The organism is Halomonas sp. BC04 (genome assembly GCF_000568385.1).
The window spans coordinates 13,193-27,267 of the sequence record NZ_AZQX01000005.1 but is presented as its reverse complement, the minus strand read 5'-3'; the positions used below and the strand labels follow the sequence as shown (position 1 = coordinate 27,267).

Sequence of the window (14,075 nt, the reverse complement as noted above, 5' to 3'; positions counted from 1 at the left end):
AAATGTCGCGCTGGATCGGTTCCAATGAAGAAGCACCACCCTTGAGGAAGTTTCCATGACACGACATATCAGTACATCACAGCACAGACGAGCGGGAGGCCGATTCCTGGCCCTGCTGCTCGCGCTGTTGCTGGCGATGACCAGCCTGTCGAGTCATGGCGCAGCCCAGGCCAATCAGGCCGACTGCCTGCAGCCCCAGGCAATGATGCAGCTCGACTCGGTCGACACCGACGACCATCGCTGCTCTGCCTGCTCGGCGCTGATGTCCTCACTCTCCCTGTCGGCTGAAGAACCAGCCGTAACGGCCACCGTACCTGCCGTGGCCTATGTGGACCGCACCACCCTGCCTCCCCGGCGCCCTCCTAAAGCCTGAGCGAATGCATGACGAGCCGTAACAACTCGGCACTCGAATCATTCTTCAGGAGTTACTGTCATGATGACCAACTGTCTTGCCCTGATGGGCAATATGAGCTGGCTTGGCTGGCTGATGCCACTGGCCGTCCTAACCCTTCTGGGCCTGGGCATCGCCGCCCTCGGGAAATACCTCTTCACCTCGACCAAGCCAAAACCGACGTCCGGAGCACACTCATGAACCGTCCCATCACCTCACTCATGTTCTCCTCCGCCCTGCTGCTGGGTGGCATTGCCACGGCACAGGCGACCATGCCCGATGAAGCCACGCTCTACATGAACCCGCAATGCGGCTGCTGCCACGAATACGCTCGCCTGCTGGAGGAACGCGGCGTGGCAGTCACCCTCATCGACGATGTGGAGGTCGGCAAGATCAAGCAGCAGGTGGGACTGCCCTATGGCAAGGGCTCCTGTCACACCACCTTGATGGGCGACTACGCCATAGAGGGGCACGTGCCCTTCGAGGCCGTGGAGCGACTGTTCCAGGAGCGGCCGAAGATTGGCGGCATCGGCCTGGCCGGCATGCCCATCGGCACTCCCGGCATGCCCGGGCCGAAGCGTGGTGATTGGGAGGTCTATCAGTTTACCGACCAGCAGCCGCTGCCGTTCATGACCCTGTAGTCGGTACGTCGCGCTCTCGACCCAAGGTCGGGAGCGCGCAGCCCAGCCTGAAGCCCTTGCGGCAGCTCGGGAGTACGCAGGTCGCGTCATCTCCCGACAGGCAGGCGACGCCTACCCTACGGCCAACCAGGGATCCGCCGATACGCCTCGGCTCAGGGCATCAGCACATAGCGCCCGGGGGCATCCTCAAGCGGCGGATAGCGTTCGCTACCCAGGTCGGGTGGAGCCACCTGCCCGCCGGAATGCCCCACCAGCCACTCCTGCCAGGCCGGCCACCAGGAGCCCGGTTGCTCCGGAGTGGTCTGCTGCCAGGTGTCGGGATCGAGGTAGCGCTCGCCCTGTCGCTGTGTACGCAAGCGAAAACGGCGCCGCGGGTGAGCAGGCTCGCTGACGATCCCCGCATTGTGGCCACCGCTGGTGAGCAGGAAGGTCACTTCGTCCGCATCCGTCAGCAGGTGTATCTTGTAGACGGACTGCCAGGGCGCCACGTGGTCGGCGGTGGTGCCGACGGCGAAGATCGGTGCACGAATATCCTGGATCGCTACCGGACGATGATCGACCTGATAGCGACCGCTGGCCAGGTCGTTGTCGAGAAACAGCCGACGCAGGTATTCGCTGTGCATGCGGTAGGGTAGCCGCGTGATATCGGCATTCCAGGCCATCAGCGCGTTCATCGGCTGGCGCTGGCCGAGCAGGTAATCATGCACCACCCGCGACCAGATCAGGTCATTGGAGCGCAGGATTTGAAAGGCGCCGGCCATCTGGTAACCGTCCAGGTAGCCCTGGCCCCACATCATGTTCTCCAGGTAGGACACTTGGCTCTCGCCGATGAACAGCATCAGCTCCCCGGCCTCGGTGAAGTCCACCTGGGTGGCCAGGGTGGTAAGAGTAGCCAAGCGCTTGTCGCCGTCTCGCGCCATGGCAGCAGCGGCGATGGAGAGCAGAGTGCCCCCCAGGCAATAGCCGACGCCATGGACGCGGGGGCTGCCGGTGATCTCGGTTACCACCTCCAGCGCTGCCATGGGGCCGAGTCGACGATAGTCATCCATGCCCAGGTCACGATCCTCCGAGCCGGGGTTTCGCCAGGAGATCATGAATACCGTATGGCCCTGGTCGACCAGGTACTCCACCAGCGACTTGCCCGGGGCCAGGTCGAGCACGTAGTACTTCATGATCCAGGCCGGCACGATCAACACCGGCTCGGCCTGAACCTGCCGGGTGGTCGGCGCGTACTGAATCAGCTCCATCAGATGGTTGCGGTAGACGACCTGGCCGGGGGTAACCGCCAGGTTCTCCCCCACCCGGTAGGCCTCCGCTCCCACCGGTGGTTTTCCGGAGAGGGCACGCTCCCCGTCCTCGAGGAAGTTCTGCCAGCCTTCGACCAGGTTCCAGCCGCCGGAGGCCAACGAGGCACGAGTCACCTCGGGATTCAGCCAGGGGATATTGGAGGGCGAGGCGTGATCGAGCAGTTGGCGCGTGACGAAGTTGATCACCTGCTCCCGCGCCGGCGACACGCCCTCCACGCCGGTGGTGGCGTTGTGCCACCACTGCTGGGTCAGCAGGAATGACTGATATATCAGGTTGTAGGGCCACTGCTGCCAGGCGTCATCGCGAAAGCGGCGATCATGGGCCATGGGTTCGATGCAGGCCGGCGTCAGCGGGTCCATGGCCAGGCGACCGGCATACCGGGCCAGGCGATTGGACTTGCGCACGAGCTTTTCACCGAGCTCGAGCTGCTTGCCGGGTGAAAGCGTCAGGTGCGCCAGCCACTCGACGTAGACGCTGGCGAGACCGGCGGGCGTGATGCCCGCAGTCATTCTGGCCAGGTTGGCCTTGAAGGCGCGATCCAGCGCATGGGTGGCGAAGTAGCCTGGGTTGGGCCGCTCAGCGGTAGCGGGTGGCGATGTACAGGGCTTGTGCTCGGGTGCCGTCCGGGATTCCTGCGCCATGGGACTGAGCCTCCATGATGACAATAGCTATCGGCGAATCGTCGGTGACTATTCTCCAGACTAGCATATATTGCACCGCATCATGGAAGGGACAGTTGCCCGGGTAGAGTCGGCTCGACATCCATTGAAGTCGCCCCAAGACGAGCAACGAAATGGCCAGCTCGTACTTGGGACAGGGGGCCGGCTGTCAGGCCTTGGTGACGTAGCGCAGGATCTCGATCACCTGCTCGGTGGTGGTCGCCCATGCCATGGCCTGGGCATCGACTTCCTTGAGCGGATGAATGATCTCCTCGCCATGCAGGGTGACATAGGGCTTGCCCAACGCCGCACAGTAGCCGGCATCGAAGGCGGCGTTCCACTGCTTGTACTTGTCGCCGAAGCGCACCACCACCAGGTCACTCTGTTCGATCAGCGTCTTGGTGCGGATGGCGTTGACCTTGGAGGACTTGTGGTCGCGCCAGAAGGGATCGCTCTCCGCCCCGAGGTGGTCACCGGCGGCATCGCTGGCCGCGTGGTCTGTCACCGGCGAGGTGAAGACGATGTCCAGGTCGGCCGCCTCGGCGCCACGCTGAATTTCATCACGCCAGTCGGTGTGAATTTCACCCGAAAGATAGACGTAAAAGCTCATGAGTCCTCCTGCAGACAAGAAATGGGCGCCATCATAGCCTAGGTAACCGCTCATGACTTCCTGCCCGGCGCGATATCTGGCGTAAGCCATATCGCACGGAAAGTGAGTCCATGGACTGACATGCGAACAGCAAACAGACAGCTACACTAGCAACGACTCACAGGTCCCTGCATAGCAGTCGTGAGTTCCCTTGCCTTGATGCCCGCTCCTGCGGGCTTTTTTCGGATTGCAAGATCTACCGGACGGCTCAGCCGACCAGACTGTCACCGACGGCGATGAACTGGTCCCGGCCTTCGAGCAGGGTGGCATTCTGGCCGAAGTACGCCCCGGGGCGAAACGGCTGGGTCTGCATCTCTATCAGTGTCTTGAGCGGCTCGCCGGGGGTAGCGATGCTTCCGCTCGACTGGTCCACCGTGGTGATCTTGCACCGCTGGCAGGGCTTGCGGATACCGAAGCGGTAACTCCCTTCGAAGGAGACAAGCTCACGCCAGCCGTCCTCGGCAAAGGGCGCGGCTCCCTCCACCACGATATTGGGGCGAAAGCGGTTCATTGGCAGTGGCGCCAGCCCCTTGCCCTGCAGCACCTGATTGAGCGCCGTCAGTGACGCCTGCGAGGCGATCAGGAAAGGATAGCCGTCGGCGAAGGCGGTGTGGGCACACTCCCCCTGTTGGTAGAAGGGCTCCACGGCGCGACGCTCGTCGGGGGCAAATCGCACCAGACGCAGCCCGCTGCCTTTCCAGTCACCCAGGACACTCGTCAACCAGCGTGACGCCTCAGTGCCTTCGTCCAGGGCCCGGCAGGCATCTTCCCAGACATACACCGTCAGTGTCGGCTGGTCGCTGCACGCCAGCTCGATGCTCAGCGGCGCCACACCGGGATGTTCCAGCAGCAGCCGGTCGTTTTCCAGATGGACCGCAATCCGGGCCATGGCCGGTATCTGGCGCTGGGTCACGAAGCGCCCCACCTCGTCTACCACCATCCAGTTGCGGTCGTGGGCAATACCCCGTTCACCGAGTACCGCACGCTCCAGGGCAATGCCTTTCAGCGACTTGACCGGATACAGATGGATCCCTGAAATTCTCACGTCGACCTCCCCCTGTCGTCCAAACTGGTCTTTCACACCTGTCCTTCACCCCTGCCCTTCATCAGAGAAGCGGCTAGGTCATGCGGCCCCATCTCGCTGCTACACTGCGTTGATATCATCCTCAGCCGCACGAGGAGACGCCATGCACAATGTCCGGACATGCCGCCTGGCCCGCCACCCTTCGCCTTTGACACTTCGACAGCCGATCATGGCAGCGACCACGTCACTGCTGCTCTCCCTGGCGGCCACCGTTATCGCCGACGAGAGTGGCATTTGCTGGCAACCCGCCCAGGTGATCGCCAGCGGTGACGCCCATGTAGGGCCATGGCGCATGAACGAGTCGGACTTTCGCTACGTGGACGACCCGACGGTTGCCCTGCGCCAGGACGGCACCGCTGCCGTGCTCTGGGTTGACCAGGCGCGCCAGGACATCTTCTTTCAGTCTATCGACCCTGGCGGCGAACCACAGCAAAACGAGCCTAGCAACGTATCACGCAGCGGCGATACCTTCTCCTGGCTTCCTCGCGTGACAATCGCCGGCGACGACCCCGAGACTCTCTACGTACTCTGGCAGGAAATTCTCTTTTCCGGCGGCAGCCATGGCGGCGACATTCTTTTCGCCCGCACGCAGGATGGCGGCAAGACATTCAGCGAACCCATCAATCTCTCGCAGTCGCGGGAAGGCGCCGGCAAGGGACGGCTGACCGAACAGCGCTGGGACAATGGCAGCCTGGATCTGGCAGAAGGCCCCGATGGCACGATCTGGGCAGCCTGGACGGCCTATGAAGGGGACCTGTCCATCAGCCATTCGCTGGATGGCGGCAGCACCTTCACCCAACCTCAGCCGGTCGCCAGGGACGACAGCCGTCCCGCCCGGGCCCCCAGCCTTGCCGTGGATGGTGAAGGGAGAGTGCATCTGGCCTGGAGCCTGGGCGAGGACACCGCTGCCGACATTCATTACATCCTGCTCGACAGCAGCGGCGCCATTCTGGCTGAGCCCGCCGCCGTCGCCACTTCCCCGGGACACGCGGACGCCCCCTCCCTGGCGGTGGATGCCAACGGTACCGTTCACCTGGCCTATGCCGAGGCCGCCGATGGCCCTGGGCACCCGGCCAGCATCCTCTATTCCCGGTCTGAACGTGACGAACACTTTATCGTTCCCAGGGAACTGGTCGACGAAGGGAGTGAACGCACTGCAGGCCAGGGGTATCCATCGATCACGGTGACAGGCCGCCACATTCACCTGCTCTGGGAGCGGTTTCCCGATCCTCGCCAGCGGCCTCGCGGCCTGGGCATGATGCACTCAGCGGATGGCGGCGAGACATTTTCGCCCCCAAGCAGCGTGCCGGAAAGCGTGGTGGAGGCCGGCTTCAACGGCAACCTTCAGGGGCTGTTGACCCACAAGCTCGCGGTGAACGACAACGGCGACATCGCCGTGGTAAACAGCACTTTTCTACCCGACGAGGCCAGCCATGTCTGGTTGATCCGAGGGCGGCACGAGCGCTGACAAGCGAGTCCCGATACGCAACAATGCCGGCACCCCCGAGAGCATAAAGAGCATAAGGAGAAACGGCATGTCCCAGGCATGGCAGCAATATCGTAGTGCACCCAAGCAGGGAACGCGCCTCATGCGATTCGAGGAGCTGCCTCCCGGCGACACCCGCTCGCTGACCCTGCAGAGCGAAAGTGGCAGTTTTCCGCTGCTGTTGGTTCGCCTGGATGACACCCCGCTCGCCTACGTCAATGCGTGCCCTCACCAGTACCTGCCCCTCGACCAGCGCGGCAAGCGCGTTCTCAGCCAGGATGGTGAACAATTGCGCTGCACCAACCACGACGCGACCTTCTCGGCCCGCACCGGCGAAGGGATCGGGGGGCTTGGCGAGGGGTGTGCGCTGGACCCGGTCCCCCTGAGCCTCGACGACGACGGCTGGCTGGTGATCGGCATGTCCGACTAGGCGGTAGCGACAGGGCGCACGCCATGATGGCCCGCGCCCTGCCAACGCGCCACTCACTCCTGCGCGAAGATGGCATCGACCTCACGACGCCACTCATCCTGATCATACTGCGACCCGTTGAGCATCGTGCTCCACTTGCGGACCAGTGCCGCCGACGCTAGCGCCTCCCTGATCTCGTCGTCGCTGGCTCCATGGGCCTGGGACGCCTTGGTGTGGTAATAGACGCAGTAGTCACAGGGAACCTGCGCAGAAACCGCCAGGGCAATCAGCTCCTTGGTGCGGGCGTCCAGGGCCGCATCGGGGTCAAGAAACACAGACTGGTAGCTCTGCCAGGCCGCCTCGATCCCTTGTGTGGGGAAGGTCTCCTGGATAAAGCCCGGCGCCTCTTCTGCCTGGACGGGAACCAGGCTTGCCATTCCGGCTATCGTCAGGGTGGAGACGGTGGTCATCAGCAGGGATTTCATAGCAACCTCCTCTCTCGGTTGTCAGTGTGATACGGAATTCAGGCCAACTGCTGCATGGGCAACCCGATGGCGTGCGCCTCGGCGACCGGGAAGTAGCGCTGGGTGCTGGTTTGCCCAAGGAGTGGATCCAGATAGTCGCGAAGCCGATCGATCGAGGGCGCTTCGTAGAGGCAGACGGCACGGCTCAGATCCTCAGCGGGCAGGAACTGGTGCACATGGAGCGCTTCCGGCAACGGAAAGACACGCTCGGCGCACTGCTGAAACCCGGCCGAGTCGTGGATCTGGTGCTCAATGGTGATAAACATGATTTTCTCCTCGCCATTGATGGTGGGTTATCCAGGATTCCGGCACAGGTTTGCGCCTTCCTCCTGCTGCCCACGATCCACCTTGCGAGCCCCCCTCACCAGAGCCAGACTGATCGTAAACGGCCCATTCTGATCAGCGGGGCTGAAAAAAAAGCGATGAGCGTATATCCCAGGCGGGTCAGCTTGCTTGCGCTGCCGGCAGAATCCACCGGTACGCCGATCCACGGTCTCTACGAGACCTTGGTGCTTGCCGATGCCGTAGTGGCACGGCCGGAGAACAGCGTTACACGCCTGTTCGAGGTCGAGATCGTCGGTCCCCAACGGGGGATATTCCCCAGCGCCTGTGGCCTGCCGCTAGAGGTGCACCGGGCCATCAGCGAGGTGGACGACACCGATATCGTCATCACCGCCTCCATGCTGTTCGAGAATCAGGCATGGGTAACCGGGCAGCATCCGGAGACAGTGGCGTGGCTACGGCGCATGCATGCCCAGGGTGCCGACCTCTGCTCGGCCTGCGCCGGCGCCTGCTGCTCGCCGAAACCGGCCTGCTAGATGGGCTGGACACCACGACGCACTGGGCCTTCGCTCCCACCTTTCGGCAAAATTTCCCCGGTATCCGGCTGCGAGTCGAGGAGCTGCTTATCGTCACAGGCCGGCATGGGGAGTTCGTCATGTCCGGCGCCGCCAGCTCCTGGCAGGACCTGATCCTGTTCCTGATTGCCCGCCATGTCAGCCCGACTGCGGCCCAGGAGATAGGCAAGTTTCTCCTCTACCACTGGGACTCCCGCAGCCAGGCCCCCTTTGTTCCCTTCGTCCCGCCCACCGACCATGGCGACGGCACCATTCGACAGCTTCAGGAGTGGCTAAATGCCCGTGATACCGTGGATGTCTCCGTCGACGACCTGGCCCATCGGTGCGACCTGCCAAGGCCGACCTTCTACCGCCGCTTCAAGCGGGCGACAGGCTATTCGCCGGTCCACTATCTGCAGCAGCTTCGCATCGAGGAAGCCAAGCGCCTGCTCGAAAGTACCAATGAGCCGGTGGACGACATCAGCTGGCAGGTAGGCTACGAGGAGACGGCCGCTTTCCGCCGCGTATTCAAGCGGATTACCCGTCTCAGCCCCGGCGAGTTTCGCCGGAAATTCCGTTTCCCCGTCAGCCATCGGAAAAGTGCGGACATCAACAAGGGTTAACGTCAATAAAGGCGTTCAGCGCGATATATTCGGGTTACAGCCTTCCCTTGTAGTGTTTTCAACCGTAACCTACAGGATCCCCTGGGACCCATAAGGATGCCGCATGTCGCCGGCCGATACCCTCCGCCTGATACTGCTCTCGTCACTGTGGGGCATGTCATTCATCTTCATGCGGGTGGCGGTTCCCGAGTTCGGCCCCGTGCCGCTGATTCTGGTGCGGATGGGCGTGGGTGCCCTGCTGCTGATTCCCCTGCTGCTCAGCCTTCGCTACCTGAAACTGGTCTGGGAAAACAAGGGGGGACTGCTGCTGCTGGGCCTGGTCAACCATGTGCTGCCCTTCGTCCTGCTGGCGCTGGCCACGGTGCGCCTGGAGGCAGGCTTCACCTCGCTGATCAACGCCACCACCCCGATCTTCACCGCGCTACTGGGGGCCCTGTTCTTCACGACACCGGTACAGCGCCAGCAGTACCTGGGACTCGCCCTCGCCTTCATCGGGGTCTATGTGCTCTCGGCCAACCGGCTGGACTTCGCGCTGGGCGGTGACGGCTGGTTCATTCTCTCGGCCCTGGGGGCCACCTTCTGTTATGGCGCCGCCAGCAATTATTCGAAGACCTATCTCTCGCACCTTCCGGTACGCGTCCTGGCGGCGGGCAGCACGGCGATGTCGGCCCTGATCCTGCTGATACCCGGCCTCTTGCTGTGGCCGACCGAACCCATCAGCGGACTGGCCTGGGCCAACGGCCTGGGCCTTGCGGTGTTCAGCACCACCGTGGCATTCCTGCTCTATTTCGGGTTGATCTCCAGCGCGGGGGCAACGGCCACCTCGACGGTCACTTTCCTGGTACCGGTCAGCGCACTGCTGTGGGGTTATCTGCTGCTCGGCGAGCGACTCAGTATGCAGATATTGGTCGGTATGGCGATCACCCTGGTGGGTACCGCCGTCGCCACCGGCATCCTGCGGCTACGTCGACGGAGAGTGATACCCACCCAGGAACAATGACCTGCTTCTTTGACCACGCTTTCAGCCACCTTACAGACTAAAAACCCCGTAGCACATGGGATTCCGCTTGCTATTCTGAGAACGATGCCGGGAATAGTCGCGTCAGCGTTTCACTCACGACTATCCCCATGGACCATGACGGTTGTCCATGAACCCGGCAGGTCTACTCTGCATGGGGATAAAACCATGAAAACAACAAACACATTGAGCGCCACATTGGCGGGCCTGCTAATCACTGGCAACCTGGTTTCCAGCCTCGCCCTGGCACATTCATCTGACACTCCGGTAGGTGAAGATGTCGCCGCACTGGTCGAGTCGATTCGAATTGCCAATCAGAGATTCGAGGACGTGAACGTAGCACTGGCAGAGGGCTATATCCCGGACCCCTCCGGCCAATGCGTCAGCGCGGCTGAAGAAGGGCTGCCCGCCGAACTCGGTGATATGGGCATCCACTACATCCGCCCCGACCTGCTGGGCATCACGGCGACCGAGCCGCGAATCGACGGCACCGGAACCCATACCGACTTTCTCAATCCCGCCATCCTGCTCTACGAGCCGCTGCAGGACGGTTCACTGGTGCTGGTGGGAGTCGAGAACCTGGTGTTCCAGAAGGCCTGGGAGGCGGCAGGCAATACCGAGCCCCCCACCTTCGCTGGCCGCACCTGGGACTACATGGCCAACGACCCTGATACCGAGATCGACGAGGCTCACGGCTTCGCACCCCACTACGACCAGCATGTGTGGTTTCGTGACAATGCCGCCACCCATCTCGAGCCCTTCAATCCCTTGGTGAGCTGCGCCTATCACGCAAAGTGAACCGATAGACTCCCACAGTGCCAGTTGGCAGTGACACCGGAGAACGAAAAAAGGCGGTAGTGGGGAATTCGCCACTGCCGCCTCTTCGTATTTCAGCGCCTTAGAAGTTCGGTTTGCGCTTCTCGACGAAGGCACTCATGCCTTCGCTCTGCTCCTCACCGGCGAAGCAACAGGCAAACAGGGCCGTTTCCAGGGCCAGGGCGCTGTCCAGATCCTGATCCATGCCATCGTGAACCGCCTGCTTGGCACCGCGCACCGCCTGAGGGCCGTTACCGGACAGCTGCTTGGCCAGCTCCTCGGCATAGGCTTCGAGTTCCGCCTGGGGCATCACACGATTGACCAGGCCGATGCGCAACGCTTCCTGGGCATCGATCTTGCGACCAGTGGTGACGAGATCCAGCGCCATGGCCGGGCCGACCCGGCGCGGCAAGCGCTGGGTTCCACCGAAACCCGGAATCACGCCGAGCAACACCTCGGGCTGGCCGAAAATGGCATTGTCGCTGGCTACTGCCCAGTCGCAGGCCAGTGCCAGTTCGCAGCCGCCGCCAAGACAAAACCCGTTCACCAGGCGACCACCGGCACCGGCAACAGCTCGAGTCGCTTGATGGTACGCAGCGCCTGGCTGGCGAAGGCCCGAGCCTGTTCCGGTGTCTTGTCCCGCATCTCGGTAATATCGGCACCGGCGACAAAGGACTTTTCACCGGACCCGGTGATCAACACGCCGCGAAGGTCATCGCGCTTCTCGAGCTCCGTCAGCACCGCTTCCAGTTCAGTCAGCAAGGCGCTGTTGAGGGCATTCAACGCCTTGGGGCGGTTGATGGTCAGGCGCACGATGCCGGCGTTCTCCGCCAAATCGATCAGCTTTTCGCTCATGTGGGGCTCCTGATGAGTCGCGTTCTTGTGGAGTGGCTACCGACCAACCCTAGCGAACGCTTGGTTGGTCGGCAATCCCTCATTTTGTCGGAGACGAGTGAACTACTGCATGCTGACGACGACTCTTCCCCGCACCTGGCCCTTCAAAAGCTCCCCTGCCTTGTCGATGGCCTCATCGAGGCCTACGGTCTGGGTGATGGCATCGAGTTGAGCGGGATCGAGCAGCTCACCCAGGCGACGCCATGCCTCGATTCGCTCCACGCGAGGTTTCATGACACTGTCGATACCGGCAAGCGTCACGCCTCGCAGAATGAACGGCGCGACGGTGGCGGGAAGGTCCATCCCCTGGGCCAGGCCACAGGCTGCCACCGTGCCACCGTACTGCGTGGAGGCCAGGACATTGGCCAGCGTGTGGCTACCCACCGAGTCAATGGCGCCCGCCCAGCGCTCCTTGCCCAGGGGCCGACCTGGCTCCGACAGTTCGCTGCGATGCAGGATCTCCTGTGCCCCCAGCTCACGCAGATACGCCGATTCCTGCGGCCGCCCGGTGGCGGCAATGACCCGATATCCCAGTCGCGCAAGCAGCGCGATGGCATAGCTTCCAACGCCACCATTGGCACCGGTCACCAGTACGTCTCCCCGGTCCGGCACGACGCCCTGACGCTCCAGCGCCATGACGGCAAGCATCGCCGTGTAGCCGGCAGTGCCGATGGCCATGGCTTGGCGAGCGCTGAACGCCGCTGGCAGGGGAATCAGCCAATCGCTCTTGAGGCGTGCCTTTTCAGCCAGGCCGCCCCAGTGCGCTTCACCCACGCCCCACCCATTGAGCAGAACGCTGTCACCAGCCTTGAATTCAGCAGATGAAGACTCTTCCACTGTTCCTGCCAGGTCTATCCCCGGCACCATGGGAAACTGCCTGACCACCGGTCCCTTGCCGGTAATGGCGAGGGCATCCTTGTAGTTCAGCGTGCTGCATTCAACCCGCACGGTGACGTCACCTTCGGGAAGTTGCGAATCGTCCAGCGTCTGGATGGCGACTTGCTGGCCCTTATCCTGCTTCTCGATCAAGATTGCCTTGAACATCATTCACCTCACTTTTAGACCGATCGTCTAGTTAATGGCATGAAAAATCAGCGAGGCAGCCCTTGAAGATAGCACTCGAGAAACACTTCCATGGGCCGCACGCTGCGTGCCAGCCGGGAACGCATCACGGCGCCCTCCCAGCCGATCCAGAAAGCTTCGGCAAGCAGACTGCAATCGGCGTCCCGGGAAAGCTCACCCGCCGTTTGCGCCTCTTCCAGGCAACCCGCCAGGCGCCGCTGCCAATCATCCAGCGTCTCCTGCAGCCGGTGTCGATACGCATCCGGCAAGCTGCCGACCTCCTGCCCCAGGTTCCCCACCAGACATCCCCGCCGAAAATCATGACGCGCCATCCCGGTCTTGGCATCGGCCACGAAGGCATCGATTCGACGAAGCGGCGGTAGCTGCGTGTTCAACAGGTGGCGATCCAGCTTGTTGGCGAAATAGACCCCGTAATGCTCCAGGATGGCGAGGCCGAAGGCGTCCTTGCTGGAGAAGTAGTAGTAGAAGGACCCCTTGGGGACGCCGACTCGCTTGAGAATGCCGTCGATCCCGGACGCCGTGAACCCCTGCTCGGTCAGCACCTCGGTGCCGCTTCGAATCAGCGCGGCGCGCGTGTCCTGATCGGCCCGAGGCGACTTGGGGGGACGCCCGCGGCGGGGCTTGGCTGCTGAATGGGTCATGCGACACAATATAGACCGACCGTCTATAAAATAGCAAGAACAAGCCGGGGGACATGTCGCCCCCCGGCTCGTATCACAGCATTACCGCGCCATTGCGCCGATATCGGCCCAGCCATCGCCGAAGGACGACCGGACCTGGCTTCGTCGACCTGCTATTCGTAAACGTGGAAGCCGCGTCCGCTCTTGCGACCCAGATAGCCGGCCGCGACCATGCGCCTGAGCAGCGGGCAGGGGCGATACTTGGGATCGCCGAAGCCCTCCTGCAGCACCTCCATGATGGCCAGGCAGACGTCCAGGCCGATCAGGTCCCCCAGCGCCAACGGCCCCATGGGGTGAGCGGCACCGAGCTTCATCGACTGGTCGATATCCTCCGCCGTGGCGGCTCCCTCCTGGAGCAGGAAGGCCGCCTCGTTAATCATCGGCACCAGCAGCCGGTTGACGGCGAACCCGGGGGAGTCGGCAATGGCAACCGGCGTCTTGTCCAGTTCCTTGGCCAACGCCTCGATACGGGCCACGGTGGCGTCACTGGTCTGCTCGGCGCGAATCACCTCGACCAGCTTGAGCACCGGCACCGGATTGAAGAAGTGCATGCCCACCACTCGCTCGGGCCGTTCGCACACGGCGGCAAGCCGGGTCAGCGACAACGAAGACGTGTTGGAGGCCAGGATTGCCTCATGGGTCAGCCGGCTGAGATCGCGGAAGAGCTTCTCCTTCAGCGCCGGCTGCTCCGGTGCCGCCTCGATGATCACCGCGCAGTCACGCAGGGCGTCCAGTGCCGTGGTGACTGCAACCCGCTCCAAGGCCGACGCCTTGTCGGCCTCGGAGAGCTTCTCCTTGGCCACCAGCTTGCCCAGCCCCTTTTCGATACCCGCCTGGGCCCGGGTGAGCTGTTCGTCGGCCACGTCATAGAGCTGGACCGAGAAGCCGCCTATCGTCAGAACCTGAGCAATCCCCTGGCCCATGGTTCCGGCGCCGACCACACCTATCTGCTGTGAGCTCATCTGCTTTTCTCC

At 62.8% G+C, this 14,075-nt stretch carries 17 protein-coding genes and 1 pseudogene; 9 read left to right on the top strand and 9 right to left on the bottom strand.

Annotation, left to right across the window (positions count from 1 at the left end):
- The first annotated feature begins 55 nt into the window (after positions 1-55).
- From Q427_RS00600 to Q427_RS00595, 3 genes are read left to right on the top strand one after another with little or no spacing between them, the layout of a single operon-like run.
- A complete protein-coding gene (locus tag Q427_RS00600; protein WP_043510206.1) occupies positions 56-373 on the top strand; it encodes a hypothetical protein in 318 nt (105 codons plus the stop codon).
- A gap of 60 nt (positions 374-433) precedes the next feature.
- Positions 434-592: a hypothetical protein gene (locus Q427_RS30835; RefSeq protein WP_155833406.1), complete on the top strand. Its 159-nt coding sequence runs from the start codon at positions 434-436 to the stop codon at positions 590-592.
- A complete protein-coding gene (locus Q427_RS00595) occupies positions 589-1,032 on the top strand; it encodes a DUF411 domain-containing protein (protein WP_043510204.1) in 444 nt (147 codons plus the stop codon). Before Q427_RS30835 ends, Q427_RS00595 begins: the two co-directional genes overlap by 4 nt.
- A gap of 152 nt (positions 1,033-1,184) precedes the next feature.
- On the opposite strand, the gene Q427_RS00590 is transcribed toward Q427_RS00595, so the two are convergent.
- The 3 genes from Q427_RS00590 to Q427_RS00580 all read right to left on the bottom strand — a co-directional run bounded on the left by Q427_RS00590 (position 1,185) and on the right by Q427_RS00580 (position 4,693).
- The gene (locus tag Q427_RS00590; protein WP_051496002.1) at positions 1,185-2,981 is read right to left on the bottom strand and encodes a PHA/PHB synthase family protein; all 1,797 of its coding nucleotides are present in this window, start codon (positions 2,979-2,981) and stop codon (positions 1,185-1,187) included.
- A 187-nt stretch (positions 2,982-3,168) separates the two neighbouring features.
- Positions 3,169-3,609 carry a YtoQ family protein gene (locus tag Q427_RS00585; RefSeq protein WP_043510201.1) on the bottom strand — a complete coding sequence of 147 codons (441 nt, stop codon included), beginning with the start codon at positions 3,607-3,609 and terminating at the stop codon, positions 3,169-3,171.
- 247 nt (positions 3,610-3,856) lie between these two features.
- Positions 3,857-4,693: an MOSC domain-containing protein gene (locus Q427_RS00580; protein WP_043510235.1), complete on the bottom strand. Its 837-nt coding sequence runs from the start codon at positions 4,691-4,693 to the stop codon at positions 3,857-3,859.
- 142 nt (positions 4,694-4,835) lie between these two features.
- Here Q427_RS00580 and Q427_RS00575 point away from each other — a divergent pair, with 142 nt between their 5' ends.
- Positions 4,836-6,200, top strand: a complete 1,365-nt coding sequence (locus Q427_RS00575) for a sialidase family protein (RefSeq protein ID WP_051496001.1) — start codon at positions 4,836-4,838, stop codon at positions 6,198-6,200.
- Between the two features lie 67 nt (positions 6,201-6,267).
- Positions 6,268-6,648, top strand: coding sequence for a Rieske (2Fe-2S) protein (locus tag Q427_RS00570; protein ID WP_043510199.1), 381 nt, complete (start codon positions 6,268-6,270; stop codon positions 6,646-6,648).
- A gap of 53 nt (positions 6,649-6,701) precedes the next feature.
- Here the strand turns inward: Q427_RS00570 and Q427_RS00565 are convergent, their stop codons facing one another.
- Complete coding sequence (locus Q427_RS00565; protein ID WP_043510198.1) at positions 6,702-7,112, bottom strand: carboxymuconolactone decarboxylase family protein; 411 nt, start codon at positions 7,110-7,112, stop codon at positions 6,702-6,704.
- 38 nt (positions 7,113-7,150) lie between these two features.
- Positions 7,151-7,417, bottom strand: coding sequence for a hypothetical protein (locus Q427_RS00560; RefSeq protein ID WP_043510196.1), 267 nt, complete (start codon positions 7,415-7,417; stop codon positions 7,151-7,153).
- Between the two features lie 156 nt (positions 7,418-7,573).
- Between Q427_RS00560 and Q427_RS31810 the strand changes: the two genes are divergently transcribed.
- From Q427_RS31810 to Q427_RS00545, 4 genes are all read left to right on the top strand, one after another.
- The gene (locus Q427_RS31810; protein ID WP_197030435.1) at positions 7,574-7,969 is read left to right on the top strand and encodes a hypothetical protein; all 396 of its coding nucleotides are present in this window, start codon (positions 7,574-7,576) and stop codon (positions 7,967-7,969) included.
- Entirely contained in the window at positions 7,885-8,610 is a 726-nt protein-coding gene (locus Q427_RS00555) for a GlxA family transcriptional regulator (RefSeq protein ID WP_197030434.1), read from the top strand. Before Q427_RS31810 ends, Q427_RS00555 begins: the two co-directional genes overlap by 85 nt.
- Before the next feature lie 103 nt (positions 8,611-8,713).
- Positions 8,714-9,610, top strand: a complete 897-nt coding sequence (locus tag Q427_RS00550; protein WP_043510195.1) for a DMT family transporter — start codon at positions 8,714-8,716, stop codon at positions 9,608-9,610.
- A gap of 186 nt (positions 9,611-9,796) precedes the next feature.
- On the top strand, positions 9,797-10,426 hold the full coding sequence (locus Q427_RS00545) for a hypothetical protein (protein WP_197030433.1): 630 nt from the start codon (positions 9,797-9,799) through the stop codon (positions 10,424-10,426).
- 100 nt (positions 10,427-10,526) lie between these two features.
- Here Q427_RS00545 and Q427_RS00540 read toward each other — a convergent pair.
- The 4 genes and pseudogenes from Q427_RS00540 to Q427_RS00525 all read right to left on the bottom strand — a co-directional run bounded on the left by Q427_RS00540 (position 10,527) and on the right by Q427_RS00525 (position 14,063).
- Positions 10,527-11,299 (bottom strand): annotated as a pseudogene (locus Q427_RS00540) (enoyl-CoA hydratase-related protein).
- A gap of 102 nt (positions 11,300-11,401) precedes the next feature.
- Positions 11,402-12,382 (bottom strand): acrylyl-CoA reductase (NADPH), encoded by a 981-nt coding sequence (acuI, locus tag Q427_RS00535; protein ID WP_043510192.1) that lies wholly within the window; start codon positions 12,380-12,382, stop codon positions 11,402-11,404.
- Between the two features lie 47 nt (positions 12,383-12,429).
- Complete coding sequence (acuR, locus tag Q427_RS00530) at positions 12,430-13,062, bottom strand: acrylate utilization transcriptional regulator AcuR (protein ID WP_043510191.1); 633 nt, start codon at positions 13,060-13,062, stop codon at positions 12,430-12,432.
- Between the two features lie 152 nt (positions 13,063-13,214).
- Positions 13,215-14,063 (bottom strand): 3-hydroxybutyryl-CoA dehydrogenase, encoded by an 849-nt coding sequence (locus Q427_RS00525; RefSeq protein ID WP_043510190.1) that lies wholly within the window; start codon positions 14,061-14,063, stop codon positions 13,215-13,217.
- Between the last annotated feature and the right edge of the window lie 12 nt (positions 14,064-14,075).